The organism is Glutamicibacter nicotianae (genome assembly GCF_006539525.1).
Lineage (GTDB): Bacteria > Actinomycetota > Actinomycetes > Actinomycetales > Micrococcaceae > Glutamicibacter > Glutamicibacter nicotianae.
Genome location: NZ_BJNE01000001.1, coordinates 248,084 through 266,760, shown reverse-complemented (window position 1 = coordinate 266,760; position 18,677 = coordinate 248,084). Strand labels below are relative to the sequence as shown.

The following is an 18,677-nucleotide window of genomic DNA, read 5'->3' as shown; positions in this document are numbered from 1 at the left end:
TGTATGGCAGAGCACTGCTACGAGAGGATCAATTGCGATGCCCACTGCCGACGCCATTGCACGCATGGAAAATGAAGCCGTCGAGATTTGCCGGAAACTGATCCAGATCGACACGACGAACTACGGTGGCAACAAGGGTGCAGGTGAGCTGGAGGCCGCCGAATATGTTGCCGGTTTGCTCCAGGAAGTTGGCCTGGACGCCAAGATCTACGAATCTGCTCCCGGGCGGGCCAATGTGCTCACCCGTATTCCGGGTGCCGACCCGGCGCTGCCGGCCCTGGTGGTGCACGGCCATTTGGATGTCGTGCCGGCCATCGCCGAAGACTGGAGCGTGGATCCCTTCGGTGCGGAGATCATCGACTCGATGATCTGGGGACGCGGCGCGGTAGACATGAAGAACATGGATGCGATGATCATCGCCGCCATCCGCCATCTGCAGCGCGAAAAGATCACCCCACGGCGCGACCTGGTCATCGCCTTCTTTGCCGATGAGGAAGCCGGCGGGGACTATGGCGCAGGCTGGATGGTGCAGAACCATCCCGAGCTCTTTGCCGGCGCCACCGAGGCGATCAGCGAAGTCGGCGGGTTCTCGGTCGAGATCAACGGCCGCCGTGCCTACATGCTGCAGACCGCGGAAAAGGGCATCGCCTGGCTGAAGCTGACCGCCCAGGGCATGGCAGGGCACGGTTCGCAGCTGAACGGCGACAATGCGGTCACACATCTGGCAGGAGCCGTGCACCGCATCGGCGAGCATCAATGGCCGCTGTCCTATACCAAGACCACGCGCGCCCTGCTGGAACAGGTAGCCGAGCTGTCCGGGCTGGACTTCAATGAAGCAGATCCCGCCCCGCTGCTCTCGGCCATGGGCAACGTCTCGAGGTTCGTCGGCGCGACCTTGCAGAATACCGCGAACCCTTCCGCCTTGGACGCCGGCTACAAGCACAACGTCATTCCCGGCCAGGCTGAAGCCCTGATCGACTGCCGCACCTTGCCCGAGCAGCACGAAGCCACGGTGCAGACCCTGCGCGAATTGGCCGGGGAACATGTCGAGCTGTCCATGGTGCATGAGCAGGATTCCCTTGAGGTGCCGTTCGCCGGGGCGCTGGTGGATTCGATGATCGAATCGCTGCTGTCCGAGGACCCGGATGCGGTGGTCCTGCCCTATATGCTCTCCGGCGGCACCGATAACAAATGGCTGGCCAAGCTGGGGATCACCGGCTACGGATTCGCGCCGCTGCAGCTTCCCGCCGAACTGGACTTCACCGGAATGTTCCACGGCGTCGATGAACGAGTGCCGGTGGACTCCGTCAAATTCGGCGTCCGGGTCCTGCAGAAGCTCTTGCAGGACTACTAGAAACATCCTGCTCCCAGCGAGCACAAGAGAAACCAGGAGCAGAATCCTTGTCCATCGAATCAGTACTGACCAACGAGCTGCTTGAACGCTTCCGCGGCCGGGCCGCCGGCTATGACGAGGCGAACGCGTTCGCCATCGAGGACTTCAACGAGCTTGTGGAACTCGGCTACCTCAAGGCGCTGGTGCCGGCGGATCGCGGGGGACTGGGGTGGAGTTTCGACACCCTGGCGCTGGCGCAGCGCCGCCTTGCCACTGCCGCGCCGGGTACGGCGCTGGCGATCAACATGCACCAGGTCTGGGCAGGCGTCGCCTATCTGCTGCAGGCCCGCGGGGACCGGCGCCTGGACATGGTTGCCGATTGGATTGCCGAGGGCGAAGTGATGGCCTTCGGGATTTCGGAACCGGGCAACGATGCGGTGCTCTTCGACTCCAAGACCAGTGCGGCCACCGCTGCCGATGGTTCGGTGGCATTCACCGGCGTGAAGATCTTCACCTCGCTTTCCCCGGCGTTCACCCGTCTGGGGGTGTTCGGCAAGGACCAGGACTCCGGGGAGCTCGTCCACGGCTTCGTCGCCCGCGGCGAAGGCGTGCAGTCGATGGACGACTGGAACACCTTGGGCATGCGGGCCAGCCAGTCGCACACCACGAAGCTGGAGGATGCGGTGGCTCCCAGCGATTGGGTGCATAGCCGACTGCCGGTCGGCCCGAACGCGGACCCGCTCATCTTCGGCATCTTCGCGTCCTTCCTCACCCTGACCGCGAGCGTCTACGTGGGCATCGCCGATCGTGCGGTGACCCTGGCGCAGGAGGCGCTGAATGATCGAGTGCACCAGGACGGGACCAAGTATTCGCAGGATGTCCGCGCCCGCGGCCTGCTGGCGGAGGCGGCCATGCGCCTGCTGTCCCTGGATGCCCTCCAGCGCTCGGTGGCCGGCGACCTGGAAGCCAAGGCGGACCACCAGGGCGCCTGGTTCCCGAAGCTGGTGACGCTGCGGACCATTGCTGGGGACACCGCACGGGAAAACGTCCAGGTTGCCGGCCAGCTGCTGGGCGGCGGCGGGTATTTCCGCGGCTCGGAATTCGAACGGCTCTACCGCGACGTGCAAGCCAGCTGGTACCACCCGTCCAATGCGGCGTCGGCTGCCAACACGGTGGCCTCCTGGCTGGTCGGCCCGCTCGACAGCTAGGCCGAGGCCCGGCGCAGCCTGCCTAGCGGCGGTTCAGGGAGCCAGCGTGCTGCGAATGCGCATCACGCGGCGGCGCAGCCAATACTTGTAGGCGCCGCCCTCGTAGCGGCAGGTGCGCATGAGCTCCCATTTGCCGTTATCCGCATGCTCGCGCAGGGCTGCCCGGGCTACATGCTTCGGCTCGCCGGGGAAAGAGGTGATGACCAGGTATTCGAAGCGCTGGTCATCGGGATGATGCAGCGGCGGCTTAATTCTTTCTTCGAGCATCCTGCCCCCTATCTAAAGAACGCCATGCGTTGTAGCCTCATGCTATGAGTACTGATCCGAGTTTTGCACTGCAAGCATTTATTGCCCGCCTGGAGCAGCATCTGGCAATTGTGTCGCAGAGCCGCGGTGCCGCCGAGGCTTCCGTCGACGCCGCCTTTGGCGCGTTGGCCGATGCCTTCGAAGACTATGAGGACGCCCTCTATGAACAGTATTCCGAGCTTTTGCCCTTCACCATACCCTCGGATGATGCGTGAGTACGACCACGGGGTGAATTTTTCGCATTACGTGTTTCTGAGTCCGGATACTCGCAATCCGTGAAGTAATGTCGAGGGGTGAATTGGTTTGAAGCAGCTTTCCTAGGATTGATCCAGGGCCTGACCGAGTTCCTCCCGATCTCGTCCTCCGCCCACTTGCGCATCGTTGGCGAACTTTTGCCTAACGCCCAGGACCCCGGTGCGGCTTTTACCGCCATTACCCAGCTGGGTACCGAAACCGCGGTGATCGTCTTCTTCTGGCGTGACATCGTGCGCATCATCGGTGCGTGGTGCAAGGCCTTGGCCGGCAAGATCCCGCATTCGGATCCGGATGCCAAGATGGGCTGGCTGATCATCGTCGGCTCCCTGCCCATCGCGATCCTGGGCCTGCTGCTGGAAGACTACATCGATACGAACTTCCGTTCGCTGTGGATCGTGGCGACAACCCTGGTGGTCTTCGGCCTGATCCTGGCCATCGCCGACCACTACGGCAAGCAGCAGCGCACCTTGGAGAAGCTGACCGTCAAGCACGGCATCTTCTACGGCTTCGCGCAGGCCATGGCCCTGATTCCGGGCGTCTCGCGCTCCGGCGGCACCATCACCGCGGGCCTGCTCATGGGCTACACCCGCGAGGCGGCGGCCCGCTACTCGTTCCTGCTGGCCATCCCTGCGGTGTTCGCCTCGGGACTCTACAAGCTGGCCAAGTCCTTCGATGAGCCGGGGGTCTACACCCTGGCGCAGACTGGTGTCGCCACCGTCGTCGCCTTCATCGTCGGCTTCCTGATCGTGGGCTGGTTCCTGAAGTTCGTTTCCACCCACTCCTACCGCTTCTTCGTCTGGTACCGCATCCTGCTGGGCCTGGCGCTGTTCGTCGCTCTCGGATTGGGCTGGATGGCCGCCTGATTCATCCCATGAAAGATGTCCGTGGACTGCTTCACGGACATCTTGCAGTTAACGGGAATAAACCTTGTCCTGCTTCACTTGGACTTAAAGGAAGAAATACGTCGCATCTGCGAAAGGATGTTCATAAGTGCACGCGTGGAAAAACCCTGAGGTACCTCAGGTGGCTGGTTCAGCACCGACACTGGAACTTTTCAACACCGCCACCGGTACCCAGCAGGCGACTGCGCCAGCGGATGAGGCTCTTGCGCCGGCAAGCATGTACGTTTGCGGAATCACCCCGTATGACGCCACCCATATGGGCCACGCCGCCACATATGTCACCTTCGACCTGGTGCAGCGCACCTGGCTCGACGCCGGGCGAACCGTGGCCTACACCCAGAACATCACCGACGTGGACGATCCGCTGCTGGAGCGCGCAACGGCCACGGGCGTCGACTGGCGGGAACTGGCCGAGTCGCAGATCCAGCTCTTCCGCGACGACATGGAAGCGCTGAATGTCATCCCGCCGCAGAACTACATCGGCGCCGTGGAATCCATCGGCTGGCTGGTCCCCGTGGTCGAGCAGCTGCTCGACGCGGACCTGGCCTACCGCGTGCCAGCCGGTGCCGATGGGGTCGAAGGCGACGTGTACTTCGACACCATGGCCGCGCAGAACGATGCCTGGACGCTGGGATCGGTCTCCGACTACGACCGCGAGACCATGCTCGGCTTCTTCGCCGAACGCGGCGGCGACCCGGACCGCGCAGGCAAGCGCGACGCGCTGGATCCGCTGTTGTGGCGTGCCGCCCGCGAGGGCGAGCCCCGGTGGGATGGCGGCACGCTGGGCGAAGGCCGCCCCGGCTGGCATATCGAATGCTCGGTGATTGCCCGCAAGACCCTGCCGGCTCCGTTCACCGTCCAGGGCGGCGGCTCGGACCTGATCTTCCCGCACCACGAATTCTCCGCGGCCCACGCGGCCGCCGGCGACCATGCCGAACTCGCGCAGGCCTACGTGCACACCGGCATGGTGGGCCTGGACGGCGAGAAGATGAGCAAGTCCCTGGGCAACCTGGTGCTGGTCTCCAAGCTGCGCGCCGCCGGCGTCGAGCCGGTGGCGATCCGCGCCGTGCTGCTCTCCCAGCACTACCGCAGCGACTGGTTCTGGACGGATGAACTGCTGGCCACCGCGCAGCAGCGCGTGGCGGCCTGGCGTGAGGCGCTGGCCAGCGCCAGCCTCGAGGATGCGGCCAGCGTGATGGCCCAGATCCGCAAGCACCTGGCCAATGACCTCGATGCGCCCTCCGCGCTGGATGCCATCGACCGGTGGGCCGCACAGCCTGCAAGCTCGAATGGCGAGGGCGCCAACGCCTTGCGCGACGGCATCGACGCGCTGCTCGGGCTCAAGCTCTAGCACGCTGCTTCGCACGCAACCCGGGGTCCGCCTCAGATATCGTAGTCGGACCCCGGGCCGTCCGTGCGGTACTTTCCGCGGCGGCGCAGGTAGCGCTCGAACTCCCGGGCAATGGATTCGCCGCTGGCCTCGGGCAGTTCGCTGGTGTCGGTGGCCTGCTCCAGCTGCTCGACATACTTGGCGACATCCGGATCCGCCGCGGCCAGCTCGTCCACCCCATGCTTCCAGGCCAGCGCATCCTCGCGCAGCTTCTGGTCGCGCACGGAGACCGGGAGGATCTCCTCCAGCAGCTCGATGATGGCCAGCTGGACCCGCGGGCTGGGGGACTGGGCGACATAGTGGGAAAGCTGCGCCCAGAGCGAGAGGCTCGGGATTCCGTAGCGTTCGAACTCCACACCGAGCACCGAGGGGATTCCGGTGGGCCCCTCGTAGCTGGAGGCGCTGATCTTCAGATGCTCCTGCAAGCGCGCATCGTCGCTGGCCAGCGAGGTCGGCACCGGGCGGGTATGCGGCACGTCGGCCAGCAACGCGCCCACGCTCAGCACCGCGTGGACGTTGTGCTCCTGCGCCACCTTGATGATCCGGGAGCAGAACGCCTGCCATTTGAACGTCGGCTCGACCCCGAGGACCACCAGCAGGTCGGCGGCCGCCTGCGGCAGCGCGATCTTGAACAGCTCGGTGCGCGGCCATTCCACCACGCGTCCACTCTCGGTGCGCCGGGTCTTGGGCCTGGTGAACTGGTAGTCGTAGAAGTCGTCCTCGCCCACCGTGGCCAGATGCTCGTACTCGTGGGATTCGAGCAGCAGGCGGACGGCATCCGTCGCCGCCGAGCCGGCGTCGTTCCACCCCTCGAAGGCGGCCAGGACAATGGTGGGGCGAATCTCATGCTGGGTCTTGGCGATATAGCTGTCCAGCGTCGGGGCGTGGTATTCCTCGTTCATTGACGACTCCTTGGCAGCACTCGATGTACCCGGCGTGGCTCGCCGAGGCGGCTTAGCCCCACTCTTCCATCTAGAATGGACTCATGCCAAGCACCAGTTTTGACTTTGCCGCCGGAACCAAGCCCGCAACCCCGCAAGCCGTGTTGTGGGATATGGACGGCACGCTGATCGACACCGAGCCCTATTGGCTGGCTGCCGAAGCCGAGCTGGTGGTCTCCCATGGCGGAACCTGGAGCCATGAGCAGGGCCTGGCCCTGGTCGGCAACGCGTTGCCCGATGGCGCCCGCGCCCTGCAGCTGGCCGGGGTGCAGCTGGAAATCCGCGAGATCATCGACTGGCTCTCGGCCCGGGTGGTTGCCGGCATCCGCCGCGAAATCCCCTGGCGCCCTGGAGCGCGCGAGCTGCTGGCCGCCTGCAAGCAGGCAGGGATCCCGCAGGCCTTGGTGACCATGTCCGAGCGCAGCATCGTCGACGAGCTGATGCTCGCCATCCCCGAAGGCACCTTCCAGGCCAGCGTGACCGGCGAAGAGGTGGCCCAGGGCAAGCCGCACCCCGAGCCATACCTGCGCGGACTGCAGCTGCTGGGCGAAGCCACCGGCCAGCAGCTGTCCGCCTCCCAGTGCATCGGCTTCGAGGATTCGGTGCCGGGCATCGCCTCGGCGTCCGAGGCCGGGCTGCATGCGGTGCTGGTTCCCAACGCCACCGACCCCGGCGAGGGCAAGTGGCGCCGGATCGACTCCCTGGCCTTAGTGGATGTGGCCGCAATGTCCCGCTGGCTGGTGCAGGTCAGCGCGTGAGCGGTACCCAGGAAAAGTCCCCCGGAATCAAGCTGGGCCGCATCGGCGGCGTCCCGGTCTACCTCTCCAGCTCGTGGTTCATCATCACCGCGGTGATCACCTTCAGCGTGGGCATCCAGCTGGCGCGTGGCGGCATTATCCCGCCGTTGAGCGCCTACCTGATGGGCCTGGCCTGCGCCGTGGCCATCGCCGTGGCGGTGCTGGTCCACGAGGTGGCCCACGCGATGACCGCGCGCGCCTTCAAATGGCCCGATGCGCACATTGTGCTGACCCTGATGGGCGGGCACACCCAGTTCGGCTCCTTCAAGGCCAAGCCCGGCGCGTCGCTCTGGGTGGCGCTTTCCGGGCCGCTGTCCAACTTCGTGCTGGCCGGATTGGGCTGGCTGGTGATCCAGAATGCCACCCTGGGCGTGTACCCGAACCTGCTGCTCGACTTCTTCGTCTATGCCAACCTGCTGCTCGGCGCGTTCAACGCCCTGCCCGGGCTTCCGCTCGATGGCGGTCGGCTGGTCGAGTCCATCGTCTGGAAGGCCACCGGGTCCCAGTTCAAGGGCACCATCGCCTCGTCCTGGGTGGGCCGGGCGATCGCCGTGGGCCTCATCGGCTACTTCGTCATCTATCCGCTCATTCGCGGCGAGCAGCCGCAGATCATCACCGTGGTGGTCGGCATCATGGTGGCGATGTTCATGTGGCAGGCCACCACGCAGCTGATCGCGCACTCCAAGATGATGCTGAACCTGCCCACGGTGATCGCCACCGACCTGATGCGCCCGGCTTCGGCCATGGTCTCGCACGCCAGCGTTGCCGATGTGCTGGCGCGCCAGGCGGCACGCGGGGGAGAGATCATCCTGGTGGACCCGAAGGGGATGCCCGTAGGGGTCATCGACGCGCAGGCCTTGTCCCGGGTGGATCGAAGCCAGGCGGCGCAGGTTCCGGCGCTGGCGGTCTCCCGCGCCCTGGGCCAAGGCGCGATCGTCGCCGAGGATTCGGACGGGCGCGCGCTGATCGACTACCTGGCCAGCGTGGAGAGCGCCGAATACGCGGTGATCAGCTCCACCGGGAACGTGGTGGGCCTGCTGCACCAGCGGCAGATCGTCAACGCCGTCACCGGACGCCGCAAGTAGACTTCTAGACAGACTGAAAGCACCAAGAAAAGGATCACATCAGTGAGCGAAGCCATCAGCCAGGCCCCCCACGGAGCGGCAGCCCGCCGCGGCCCCTTCCGGGTCGGGGACCGCGTGCAGCTGACCGACGAGAAGCGCCGGATCAACACCATCACCCTGCAGCGCGGTGGCGAATTCCATACGCACAAGGGCGTGCTGCCGCACGAGGACATCATCGGGTTGCCCGAGGGCTCGGTCATCGAGAATGCCGACGGCTTCCGCTACCAGGCCCTGCGCCCGCTGGCCAAGGACTTCGTGCTCTCCATGCCGCGCGGAGCTACCGTGGTCTACCCGAAGGACGCGGCGCAGATCGTGCAGTTCGGCGACATCTTCCCCGGCGCCCGCGTGGTCGAGGCAGGCGTCGGCTCCGGCGCGCTGTCCATCTCGCTGCTGCGCGCAGTAGGCGACGAGGGCTTCCTGCACTCCTTCGAGCGCCGCGAGGAATTCGCCGACATCGCCCGCGGCAACGTCTCCACCGTCTTCGGCGGAGACCACCCGTCCTGGCAGATCTCCATCGGCGACTTCCAGGACAAGGTTGTAGAGCTCGAAGAGCCAGGCAGCATCGACCGCGTGGTGCTGGACATGCTCAGCCCCTGGGAATGCCTTGACGCGGTAGCCACCGTGCTGGCGCCGGGCGGGGTGTGGACCAACTACGTCTCCTCAGTGACCCAGATGTCCCGGGTGGTCGAGGCGATTCGCGCCTCCGGCCAGTTCACCGAGCCCGAATGCTTCGAAACCCTGGTCCGCGGCTGGCACGTCGACGGCCTCGCGGTGCGCCCGGACCACCGCATGGTCGCGCATACCGCCTTCCTGATCACCTGCCGCCGGCTGGCCGACTCGGCTGACGGCATCCCGAAGGCCAAGCGGATCAAGGAGCACTCCTACTCGGACGAGGACCTCAGCGCCTGGACCCGCGATCACGCTGAGGACGAATGGACGGCAGAAGCCCTGGGCGAGCGCGGCCTGTCGGACAAGAAGCTGCGCCGTGCCGCGCGCGACGCCAACCAGTCGGTGCGCGTGCGCGCAGCTGAGGAAAACGCCGAAGGCGCCGGCGGCGCCTGAGCAGCATCCGCATGCTGAGACGCAACGTCTCATTATGCGGTTTCAGGCCCCGGGTGTTCTGCACTCGGGGCCTTCAGTTCCTAGTATGGAAGCAAGCCGGTGCGCCATGCACTGGAAAAACTTCATCAGGCTCCCAGAACGGGCCCGGATGGCGTTGGATGTTGGAGGTTGGAACGTGAACGATAATCGCGAAGCAGAACAATTGGCCGAGCGGCTGCAGATGACCGAACGCCAGGTCAACGTGCTGCGCGACAAGAACCGCAACCTCGACAAGCAGCTGGCAGGAATCAGCGGGAACAACAAGCGGCTGGTCGCCCTGCTGGAAACCACGCGCGAGCAGATCATCAACCTGAAGGCCGCGCTGGAAAAAGACGGCGACACCCCCTTCAGCCACGGCACCATCGTGGCCAAGCACCCGCGCAAGCATCCCGAACCGGGCCTGGGCATCGAATCCACCGGCGCGCAGGCGGCCGACGTGATCTACTCCGGGCGCAAGATGCGCGTGGCGGTCAGCCCGCTGCTGGACTTCGAGAAGCTGGTCATCGGCCAGCAGGTGCTGCTCAACGAAGCACTGGTGATCGTTGCCGCCCTGGGCTTCGAGGAAACCGGGGAACTGGTCACAGTCAAGGAACTGCTGGAAAACCACCACGCAGTGGTCATGGCCCGGGCCGATGACCAGCGCGTGATCGAGCTGGCCGGACCGCTGCGCGAGATGCACCTGCGCGTCGGCGACCAGCTGTCCATTGATTCCCGCTCGGGCATGGCGGTCTCCCGCGTCCAGCTCACCGACATGCAATCCCTGGTGCTCGAAGAAGTGCCGGACATCGCCTACTCGGATATCGGCGGGCTGAACTCGCAGATCGAAGCCATCAAGGATTCGGTGGAACTGCCCTTCACCCATCCGGAACTGTACCGCGAGCACGGGCTGAGCGCGCCCAAGGGGATCCTGCTCTACGGCCCTCCGGGCTGCGGCAAGACGCTGATCGCCAAGGCCGTGGCCCACTCGCTGGCCCAGCGGGTCGCCGAGCGCAAGGAAGGCACCAGCAACCGCAGCTATTTCCTGAACATCAAGGGCCCGGAGCTGCTGGACAAGTACGTGGGCGAAACCGAACGCCACATCCGGCTGATCTTCGCCCGCGCCCGCGAAAAGGCGCTGCACGGCGATCCGGTCGTGGTGTTCTTCGACGAGATGGAAGCGCTGTTCCGCACCCGCGGCACCGGCGTCTCCTCGGATGTCGAGACCACCATCGTGCCGCAGCTGCTGGCCGAAATCGATGGCGTGGAGCGGCTGGACAACGTGATCGTCATCGGTGCCTCGAACCGCGAGGACATGATCGACCCGGCGATCCTGCGGCCCGGACGCCTGGATGTCAAGATCAAGATCCGCCGTCCCGACGCCGAGGGCGCCGCGGAAATCTTCAGCAAGTACCTGACCACGCAGCTGCCGCTGCACGCCGATGAGCTCGCGGCCGATGCCGGCGATGCCTCCGCCACCATCGCCCGGATGATCCGCGAGGCGGTGAAGGCCATGTACTCCACCGAACGGATCAACGAATTCCTCGAAGTCACCTATGTCACCGGCGATACCGAGGTGCTGTATTTCAAGGACTTCGCCTCCGGCGCGGTCATCCACAACATCGTGGACCGCGCCAAGAAGCACGCCATCAAGGCGCTGATCACGGACAACGAACGCGGCCTGAAAACCGAGTACCTGCTGCGCGCGGTCCGCGAGGAATTCGCCGAGCACGAAGACATGCCCAACACCACCAACCCCGATGACTGGGCGCGGATTTCCGGGCGCAAGGGCGAGCGGATCAGCAACATCCGTTCCCTGGTCAACCAGCAGGCCGGCAAATGAGCGCCCGTCGGCTGGTCGGCCTGGAAACCGAATACGGGATCATCCGCCCGAACATGCCCAAGGCCAACGCGACGGTGCTCTCGGCGCAGATCGTCGACGCCTACGCGCAACTGGTGGCCGAGCAGGACTCGGCGGCCAAGGCCGCGCGCTGGGACTATTCCGACGAATCCCCGCTGCAGGATGCGCGCGGCTTCGCCATGGACCGCGCGCAGGCGCACCCGAGCCAGCTGACCGACGTGGAACCGGGGCTGGAGGACGAGGGCATCTGGACCGCCGAGTCCATTGCGCTCGACGGCAATGACGCGCATTTGGGATCCACGCTCTACCAGGAGAAGGACTCCACGGATGTAGTGATGAATATGGTGCTGGGCAACGGCGCACGCCTGTATGTGGACCACGCCCACCCGGAATACTCCAGCCCGGAAACGATGACGCCGCGCGACGCGGTGCTCTGGGACCAGGCCGGCGATGAGGTGATGCGCCGCGCCGCCCAGGCCGCCGCGCGCCTGGGCAGCGGGGAACTGCTGCTCTACAAGAACAACACCGACAACAAGTCGGTCTCCTACGGTTCTCATGAGAACTACCTGATGCCGCGCGGCATCGAGTTCTCCGCCATTGCCAGCGGGCTCACCCCGTTCTTCGCCAGCCGCCAGATCTTCTGCGGTGCCGGGCGGGTAGGCCAGGGCATGCTCAACGAACGGGCCGCCTTCCAGATCTCCCAGCGCGCCGACTTCTTCGAAGCCGAAGTGGGGCTGGAAACCACGATCAACCGCCCGATCATCAACACCCGCGATGAACCGCACGCGAACTGGGACAAGTACCGGCGGCTGCACGTGATCATCGGGGATGCGAACCTCGGACAGATCTCCACCCTGCTGCGCGTGGGCACCACCAACCTGGTGCTCTCGCTGATCGAAGCGGGCATGGCCCCGCAGCTGGAACTGGCCGAGCCGGTCCTGGCCTTGCAGCAGATCAGCCACGATCCGACGCTGAAGGCCAAGGTGGGATTGCGCGGCGGGGTGCAGCTGACCGCCATCGAGATCCAGCGCCATTACCTGCACGCGGCGGAAAGCTACTGCGCGGCACGGGGGATTGCGGATCCGGATACCACCGAGATCCTCACCCGTTGGGCGCAGATGCTGGATCTGCTCGAGCGCGACCCGATGGACGCTGCCGACCAGATCGACTGGATCGCCAAATACCAGCTGGTCAACGGGTTCGCCCAGCGCCACGGAGTGGAGCTGTCGGATCCGCGCGTGGCGATGCTCGATCTGCAATGGGCGGATCTGCGCACAAACAAGGGGCTGTACTACCGGCTGGCCGAACGCGGAGCCATCCAGACGCTGTTTAGCCAGCAGGAGATCAACCAGGCGGTCAGCGCGCCGCCCGAGAATACCCGCGCCTACCTGCGCGGCATGACCCTGCAGCGCTATGCGCCGTATGTGGTCGCGGCGAACTGGGATGCGCTGTCCTTCGCCGTGCCCGGGGCGCGCAAGATCAGCCGCTTCCACATGCCCGAGCCGCTGGCCGGAACCCGGGCGCAGGTGGGCGAGCTGTTCGAGGCCGAGTTGGAGATTGCGGAATTTATCGACGAATTGGCGCGGCACCGCTAATCGGCGCAGAATAGGTATGAGTCCCGGTGCGTAATTCCGGGATTCGCGACTACGTCAGGAGAAAACGATGACCCAGGAAAGCTTCTCGTCCCGCCGCAACACCCATGGCCAGCAGGCCGAAGCCGAGCAGGTCCAGGTGAACACCACCGGCCAGTCCGCCGGCGTGGACGACCTGCTGGACGAGATCGACTCGGTGCTGGAATCCAACGCCGAGGAGTTCGTGCGCGGATTCGTGCAAAAGGGCGGCCAGTAAGCCCCCGCGGGCTTTCGGCTTTGGACATCGTGTTCTGCCACCCGGCGCAGAACCGCAGTTGAGGGGAAGTAGCTTCGCGTGGATCGCAGAATTTTTGGTCTGGAAACCGAGTTCGGACTGAATTATGTCCCGTCCGATGGGCGGCGGCTCACCCCGGAAGATGCCGCACGGCACCTGTTCAAGCCGGTGGTCAGCTGGGGGCGCAGCTCGAATGTCTTCCTGGAGAACGGCTCGCGCCTCTACCTGGATGTCGGCTCGCACCCCGAGTACGCCACCGCCGAATGCGACCAGCTCAAGCAGTTGATCGCCCATGACCGCGCAGGCGAAGTCTTCATGCTCGACCTCGTCGACCAGGCCGAAGACCAGCTGGCCGAAGAAGGCCACGAAGGCCGGATCTACATGTTCAAGAACAATGTGGACTCCGCCGGCAACTCCTACGGGTGCCACGAGAATTACCTCATCCCGCGCAAGATCGAGTTCAAGCGCCTGGCCGACATGCTCATCCCCTTCCTCGTCACCCGCCAACTCTTGTGCGGTGCAGGGCATCTGATCACCGATGAGGGGGAAACCAAGTACGTCTTCTCCCAGCGCGCCGACCACATGTGGGAAGGGGTCTCCTCGGCCACGACGCGCTCGAGGCCGATCATCAACACCCGCGACGAGCCGCATGCGGATGCCGAGTACCACCGCCGGCTGCATGTCATCGTGGGCGATTCGACAATGAGCGAAACCACCCAGCTGCTCAAGATCGGCGCCACCGACCTGGTTCTGCGGCTGATCGAATCGGGGGAGATCTACCACGATTTGCGGCTGGAAAACCCGATCCGCTCGATCCGCCAGATCTCCCATGACTTCACCGGCCAGACCGTGGTGCGGCTGATGGGAGGCGACGAGCCCACCGCACTGCAGATCCAATGGATCCTCTTCGAATCGGTCAAGGAATTCATCGCCCGCCACGGCGCGCACCACGACCAGGTCGACACCGTCCTGGAATTATGGGAACGCACCCTGAACGCCGTAGAGAGCCAGGACTTCTCGCTGATCGACAAGGACATCGACTGGGCCATCAAGCACAAGCTGCTGATGGGATATGCGCGGAAGAATTCCCTCGAGCTCTCGTCCCCGCGCCTCGCGCAGCTGAACCTGACCTATCACGACATCGATCCGCAGCGCGGGCTGTTCCACCTGCTCAAGCGCCGCGGCCTGGCCAGCTCGGTGGTCACCGATGCCGAAATCCTGCAGGCGGTGAACAACCCGCCGGCCACGACACGCGCGGCGCTGCGCAGCAAATTCATTCGTGCCGCACGGGCCAACGGACGGCGCTACAGCGCGGACTGGGTGCACATGAAATACGAGGACGGTCCGGGCGGCATCGTGCTGTGCAAGGACCCGTTCGCTACCAGCAATCCGCAGATCGACGAGCTCATCGAGCTGATGGGCCAGCAGCAATAGCAAGCTGGAAACAAGTATTTACACAGCAAAAACATCTATGCTGGACGCAGGCCATTTCGAGCCATGCCCTTCAGGCAAGCCCGCAATGCAAGACCAGCTAATCCAACCGGAAAGAAGATTCGTGCGAAAAGTTTTGGCAGTATGCGCCACCGCGTCCATCCTTGCCCTGGCGTCCTGCGGTTCGGGTTCGTCAGCCCTGAGCGACATCGACGTCAAGCCAGCAGCAGATGACAAGACCGCACCGGAGGTCAAGTTCGATGCCCCGTTGCTGACCGAGAAGGCAGAAGCTGTCACCGTGGTGGAGGGCGAGGGAGCGGACGTCAAGGAAGGCGACACCATCCAGATCCAGTCGGGCCTCTACAAGACCATTGACGGCCTGCTGACCAATGAGAACTTCACCGCCGATCCGTCGCCGATGAAGGTTGACGAGACGCTCAAGGAGCAGATGCCCGAGCTGTACGACACCCTGTTGAAGTCCCAGATTGGCGACTGGATCGCCTATGCGGCGATTGAAGGCGTGCAGCAGGCAGATGGTTCCGTGGCCGAACCGGCCGAGGGCTCGCGTGCCGAACGGCTGATCGTGATCAAGATCGCCGATTCCAAGAGCCCTAGCCAGACCCTGGGCCAGGACGAGGTCAAGAAGCTCAAGGACGCGGGCAAGCTCCCCACCGTGAAGACCGGCAAGGGCGATCCGCAGATCACCATCCCGAAGGACACCGAGGCTCCTGAAGGGCTGGTCGTGGACGTCCTTGAAGAAGGAGACGGGCCAGCCGTTGGCGAAACCTCGAAGGTCACCGCCCACTACCACGGCGTGCGCTGGGAAGACGGCAAGAAGTTCGACGGCAACTTCGGCAGCGAAGAAGGCTTCGAGGCCGATATGGCCGGAGGCGTGATCGAGGGCTGGCTGCAGGGCTTCCAGGGCCTGAAGGAAGGCAGCAAGGTCTTGCTGACCATCCCGACCGACTTGGCCTACGGCGAAAACGCTGAAGCCCAGGGCCGGCCTGCAGGCCCACTGGTCTTCTACGTAGAATTAGACAAGGTAAGCGAAAGCAAGTAACAGAAAGGCCGTGAGCATGTCGTTCGGAGAACGCAACTACGACCGCACCAAGCCGGAGATCGATTTCCCGGGCACCGACGCTCCTGAAGAACTGGTCATCACCGACCTGATCGAGGGAACCGGCGCTGAGGTCACTCCAGGCACCACCGTCCAGGCGCACTACGTAGGCGTCGCCTGGTCAACCGGCGAGGAATTCGACTCCTCCTGGGGCCGCGGGCAGACCCTCGACTTCCCAGTGGGCGTCGGAATGGTCATCCAGGGCTGGGACCAGGGCCTGCTGGGCATGAAGGTCGGCGGCCGCCGCCGCCTGGACATCCCATCGCACCTGGCCTACGGCGAGCGTGGCGCCCCGGGTGCCATCGGTCCTAATGAAGCGCTGATCTTCGTTGTCGATTTGATGGGCACGAAGTAATTCCATGTGCTGGCAACGGCCCCGATTCACGAATCGGGGCCGTTGCTGTCTTAAAAGTCATCGTTGCAAGTGAAAATTGGTTACTGTAGGCACGTGAGCACAAAGCAAACTCCTGGACCCAGCAAGGCTGAACGCCTGACCAGCCTCATCTATGCGCTGGCTACCAAATCACGGAAGTTCAACGCCGAGCGCATTGGATCATACCTGGTGCCGGAAGGCAGCAAGGAAACCCGCGAGAAGGCGCTGGATCGCCTCAAGGATGACATCCGAAATGACTTCGGGCTGCAGCTGGACAAGGAAGTGATCGACGATGTCACGTACTACAGCATCGATACGACCGATTGGTTCCTGCCGCCGGTGGAATTCAGCCCCGCGGAAGCCGGCCTCGTCGCCTTGGCCGCGAGCCTCTGGAAAGACACCAAGCTGCAGACGCTCGGGCTCAACGCAGCCGCCCGGGTCACCGGGCTTGAAGGCGATGCCGCTCCGGTCGCCCCGTTGGCCGGCTCACTGGTTCCGCGCCTGTCCATGGATGAACCGAACTTCCGGGAATGCGCCCTGGCCGTCTTCAACCGCAACACGTTGAAGTTCGCTTACACGTCCTCCAACGGAACGCGCAGCGACCGCATCGTCGATGTGTGGGGGATCGGCCAGCGCTACGGCAACTGGTACTTCACCGGCTACGACCATACGCGGGACGACACCCGCGTCTTCCGCCTTTCGCGGGTGCAGGGCAAGTTCGCCAACTTCCGGCATGGCGGTGCTGGGTCCAACGGGCAGTATCGTGCCCGTCCGGCAGATTTCGACATGACCCGGGTGCTGCAGGACTTCGACCTGCAGCATCCGGGGCTGATGGCAACGGTGCTGCTCCTGGGCGATGACGCCATTCCGCTGCGTGCCCAAGCAGTGAATGGACGCAGCGACCAGGATGAGCTGCAGATCGGCTATGCGGATCCGCATTCATTTGCCCGGCAGCTGGCCGCCTACGGTCCGGCAGCCAAAGTCCTGGCGCCGGCCGAACTCGTAACGCAGGTGCAGCAGATTCTGCGCGACGCACGCACCGCCCAGAGCAGCCAGGGCACCGAGGGCGACTTTGCAGACGTGAAATTCCGTCCGCATCGCGCCACCGGCCGTGGCACCACCACGACCCAGGTCATGCGGAATATCGACATGATCCAATATGTGCACGCACACGGTGTCGTGGAAATCGGGGAGCTGGCCGAACGCTACGCCATGAGCGTTGCCAAGGTGCGCGAAGAATTGGCCATGATCATGATGTGCGGCGTGCCAAACGGCCAGCACGATGAGCTGATCAACGTCAACGACGGAGATGTCGAGTCCGATACCGTGACGATCTCCAATGCGGCACTGCTCGCCGAGCCGCAGAAGCTGGCACCGCTGGAGGCAGTGGCCGTGCTCGGCGGGCTCAATGCCCTGGCGAGCATTCCCGAGTTCGAGCACCAGCAGGTGCTCGATGCCGCGCTGGCCAAGGTCAACTCCGCCGTGGCCCGCTTTGACGGCTGGAGCGGGGCGCTGGGCTTCGCGCTCTCCAAGGCGCGGGAGAACGACATTCCGCAGCAGCTGGTCCAGGCAATACGGTCCCAGGACGTCGTGCGCATCGACTACTACTCGGCCAGTTCGCGCACGCACCAGCTTCGCGATGTGGAACCGATCCGGCTCATTGAAGATGGCGCAGTGCAGTATCTGCGCGCATGGTGCCGAAAACGACACAGCGTATTAACTTTCAGGGTGGACCGGATGTTAAGCGTGGAAACTATCGGTGAACACTTCGAGCTGGAATCCCGGCATGAAGACCAGCAGGATGTCCAGATCCGCTACGAGTCCAGCGACGAGGATCTACAGGTCATTGTCCATGTTGACGCGGAAATCTTGCCGGTTATCGAAGCATTCCATCCGTCATCCTGGTCTACGGGAAGGATCGGTGCGGGATATTTGGCCAAGGTCCAGTTCTCGGATCACCAAGTAGCTGCGCCGCTGGTGGCTCGCCATAGCGGTAAACTGACTGTGGTCTCTCCTGACGCTACGCGCGAACATGTAGTGGGTTGGTTGGACGAGGCTATCGCAATGTATGAGGATAAGTAGATGCTTCCTTGGTGGTTCTGGGTCCTTTTGTGGACTGTACTCGTTTTGGCAACAGTACTTGCAGCAGTGATTGCCGGCTTCCGTTTATTCAAACGAGGCATGGCGGTCGTTGAGGGCCTTGGCGACGCGGCTGATCACATCAGTGCCGGTTTAAGCCAAGAAGGCAGCGTCGTCGAATACGCTGCGAACCCGCGTCGCTACCCGCACGGAACCGATGCGACGCATGGGGATCCGGAGATGATCAAAGCGCTTCGCGATCAGGGGAGAGCCGAAAGAATCGAGGCGCGTCGAGTTCGACGTGTCGCACGTCGCGCACAGCGCGGCCAGGCTCAGAACATGCGTGATCTGCGCCTGTTCTGACGTAGACTTAAGGAAAGAGAAGGGAATCCACATGGGTGGCTTACAGGGATGGCATCTGGTCATCATTATCGTGCTGGCGCTTCTGCTGTTCGGCGCTCCAAAGCTTCCAGGCTTGGCTCGCTCGATGGGTCAGTCGTTACGCATTTTCAAGTCCGAGGTTCGCCAGATGAAGGACGACGATCCTAAATCGGAAACCGTTGATGGCACCGTCAATGAACCGAACCCCAACGAAAAGAACAACTCGTAGACCTCTT

Annotated in this window: 19 protein-coding genes; 17 read left to right on the top strand and 2 right to left on the bottom strand. The window is 64.1% G+C overall.

Features of this window, described 5'->3' with window-relative positions; genetic code table 11:
- Positions 1-37: 37 nt before the first annotated feature.
- Complete coding sequence (locus ANI01nite_RS01225) at positions 38-1,354, top strand: M20/M25/M40 family metallo-hydrolase (RefSeq protein ID WP_141355365.1); 1,317 nt, start codon at positions 38-40, stop codon at positions 1,352-1,354.
- Positions 1,355-1,401: 47 nt separating this feature from the next.
- Complete coding sequence (locus tag ANI01nite_RS01220; protein WP_141355363.1) at positions 1,402-2,541, top strand: acyl-CoA dehydrogenase family protein; 1,140 nt, start codon at positions 1,402-1,404, stop codon at positions 2,539-2,541.
- Positions 2,542-2,574: 33 nt separating this feature from the next.
- Here ANI01nite_RS01220 and ANI01nite_RS01215 read toward each other — a convergent pair whose 3' ends face one another.
- Positions 2,575-2,808, bottom strand: coding sequence for a DUF5703 family protein (locus ANI01nite_RS01215; protein ID WP_141355361.1), 234 nt, complete (start codon positions 2,806-2,808; stop codon positions 2,575-2,577).
- A 44-nt stretch (positions 2,809-2,852) separates the two neighbouring features.
- Here ANI01nite_RS01215 and ANI01nite_RS01210 point away from each other — a divergent pair, with 44 nt between their 5' ends.
- The 3 genes from ANI01nite_RS01210 (at position 2,853) to mshC (ending at position 5,355) form a co-directional block, all read left to right on the top strand.
- A complete protein-coding gene (locus ANI01nite_RS01210) occupies positions 2,853-3,062 on the top strand; it encodes a hypothetical protein (RefSeq protein ID WP_038991037.1) in 210 nt (69 codons plus the stop codon).
- Between the two features lie 78 nt (positions 3,063-3,140).
- A complete protein-coding gene (locus ANI01nite_RS01205) occupies positions 3,141-3,965 on the top strand; it encodes an undecaprenyl-diphosphate phosphatase (RefSeq protein WP_073706253.1) in 825 nt (274 codons plus the stop codon).
- Between the two features lie 127 nt (positions 3,966-4,092).
- A complete protein-coding gene (gene mshC / locus ANI01nite_RS01200) occupies positions 4,093-5,355 on the top strand; it encodes a cysteine--1-D-myo-inosityl 2-amino-2-deoxy-alpha-D-glucopyranoside ligase (RefSeq protein ID WP_141355359.1) in 1,263 nt (420 codons plus the stop codon).
- A gap of 32 nt (positions 5,356-5,387) precedes the next feature.
- On the opposite strand, the gene ANI01nite_RS01195 is transcribed toward mshC, so the two are convergent.
- On the bottom strand, positions 5,388-6,296 hold the full coding sequence (locus ANI01nite_RS01195) for a proteasome assembly chaperone family protein (RefSeq protein ID WP_141355357.1): 909 nt from the start codon (positions 6,294-6,296) through the stop codon (positions 5,388-5,390).
- 83 nt (positions 6,297-6,379) lie between these two features.
- On the opposite strand from ANI01nite_RS01195, the gene ANI01nite_RS01190 reads away from it, so the two are divergent.
- The 12 genes from ANI01nite_RS01190 (at position 6,380) to tatA (ending at position 18,670) form a co-directional block, all read left to right on the top strand.
- Positions 6,380-7,093, top strand: coding sequence for an HAD family hydrolase (locus ANI01nite_RS01190; protein ID WP_141355355.1), 714 nt, complete (start codon positions 6,380-6,382; stop codon positions 7,091-7,093).
- The gene (locus tag ANI01nite_RS01185) at positions 7,090-8,217 is read left to right on the top strand and encodes a site-2 protease family protein (RefSeq protein WP_141355353.1); all 1,128 of its coding nucleotides are present in this window, start codon (positions 7,090-7,092) and stop codon (positions 8,215-8,217) included. Before ANI01nite_RS01190 ends, ANI01nite_RS01185 begins: the two co-directional genes overlap by 4 nt.
- Positions 8,218-8,259: 42 nt before the next feature.
- Positions 8,260-9,318, top strand: coding sequence for a tRNA (adenine-N1)-methyltransferase (locus tag ANI01nite_RS01180; protein ID WP_038991044.1), 1,059 nt, complete (start codon positions 8,260-8,262; stop codon positions 9,316-9,318).
- Between the two features lie 148 nt (positions 9,319-9,466).
- Positions 9,467-11,176 (top strand): proteasome ATPase, encoded by a 1,710-nt coding sequence (gene arc, locus ANI01nite_RS01175; protein ID WP_369826762.1) that lies wholly within the window; start codon positions 9,467-9,469, stop codon positions 11,174-11,176.
- Complete coding sequence (gene dop, locus ANI01nite_RS01170) at positions 11,173-12,789, top strand: depupylase/deamidase Dop (RefSeq protein ID WP_141355351.1); 1,617 nt, start codon at positions 11,173-11,175, stop codon at positions 12,787-12,789. The genes arc and dop overlap by 4 nt, the downstream gene beginning before the upstream one ends.
- 67 nt (positions 12,790-12,856) lie before the next feature.
- Entirely contained in the window at positions 12,857-13,042 is a 186-nt protein-coding gene (locus tag ANI01nite_RS01165; RefSeq protein WP_141355349.1) for a ubiquitin-like protein Pup, read from the top strand.
- 78 nt (positions 13,043-13,120) lie between these two features.
- Complete coding sequence (pafA, locus tag ANI01nite_RS01160; protein WP_141355347.1) at positions 13,121-14,494, top strand: Pup--protein ligase; 1,374 nt, start codon at positions 13,121-13,123, stop codon at positions 14,492-14,494.
- A 121-nt stretch (positions 14,495-14,615) separates the two neighbouring features.
- Complete coding sequence (locus tag ANI01nite_RS01155) at positions 14,616-15,551, top strand: FKBP-type peptidyl-prolyl cis-trans isomerase (RefSeq protein WP_162989282.1); 936 nt, start codon at positions 14,616-14,618, stop codon at positions 15,549-15,551.
- 16 nt (positions 15,552-15,567) lie between these two features.
- Entirely contained in the window at positions 15,568-15,963 is a 396-nt protein-coding gene (locus tag ANI01nite_RS01150; RefSeq protein ID WP_066138294.1) for an FKBP-type peptidyl-prolyl cis-trans isomerase, read from the top strand.
- A 93-nt stretch (positions 15,964-16,056) separates the two neighbouring features.
- A complete protein-coding gene (locus ANI01nite_RS01145) occupies positions 16,057-18,063 on the top strand; it encodes a helix-turn-helix transcriptional regulator (RefSeq protein WP_066138297.1) in 2,007 nt (668 codons plus the stop codon).
- A gap of 45 nt (positions 18,064-18,108) precedes the next feature.
- A complete protein-coding gene (locus tag ANI01nite_RS01140) occupies positions 18,109-18,423 on the top strand; it encodes a hypothetical protein (RefSeq protein WP_143181014.1) in 315 nt (104 codons plus the stop codon).
- Positions 18,424-18,454: 31 nt separating this feature from the next.
- A complete protein-coding gene (tatA, locus tag ANI01nite_RS01135; protein WP_022875116.1) occupies positions 18,455-18,670 on the top strand; it encodes a Sec-independent protein translocase subunit TatA in 216 nt (71 codons plus the stop codon).
- Positions 18,671-18,677: the final 7 nt, after the last annotated feature.

What these genes read in the sequence shown, in the direction of transcription:
- ANI01nite_RS01150 (WP_066138294.1), top strand. Translation starts at nt 15,568, where the DNA reads ATGTCGTTCGGAGAACGCAACTACGACCGCACCAAGCCGGAGATCGAT.
- ANI01nite_RS01215 (WP_141355361.1), bottom strand. Translation starts at nt 2,808, where the DNA reads ATGCTCGAAGAAAGAATTAAGCCGCCGCTGCATCATCCCGATGACCAG.
- tatA (WP_022875116.1), top strand. Translation starts at nt 18,455, where the DNA reads ATGGGTGGCTTACAGGGATGGCATCTGGTCATCATTATCGTGCTGGCG.
- ANI01nite_RS01165 (WP_141355349.1), top strand. Translation starts at nt 12,857, where the DNA reads ATGACCCAGGAAAGCTTCTCGTCCCGCCGCAACACCCATGGCCAGCAG.
- ANI01nite_RS01225 (WP_141355365.1), top strand. Translation starts at nt 38, where the DNA reads ATGCCCACTGCCGACGCCATTGCACGCATGGAAAATGAAGCCGTCGAG.
- dop (WP_141355351.1), top strand. Translation starts at nt 11,173, where the DNA reads ATGAGCGCCCGTCGGCTGGTCGGCCTGGAAACCGAATACGGGATCATC.
- ANI01nite_RS01210 (WP_038991037.1), top strand. Translation starts at nt 2,853, where the DNA reads ATGAGTACTGATCCGAGTTTTGCACTGCAAGCATTTATTGCCCGCCTG.
- arc (WP_369826762.1), top strand. Translation starts at nt 9,467, where the DNA reads ATGGCGTTGGATGTTGGAGGTTGGAACGTGAACGATAATCGCGAAGCA.
- ANI01nite_RS01190 (WP_141355355.1), top strand. Translation starts at nt 6,380, where the DNA reads ATGCCAAGCACCAGTTTTGACTTTGCCGCCGGAACCAAGCCCGCAACC.
- ANI01nite_RS01195 (WP_141355357.1), bottom strand. Translation starts at nt 6,296, where the DNA reads ATGAACGAGGAATACCACGCCCCGACGCTGGACAGCTATATCGCCAAG.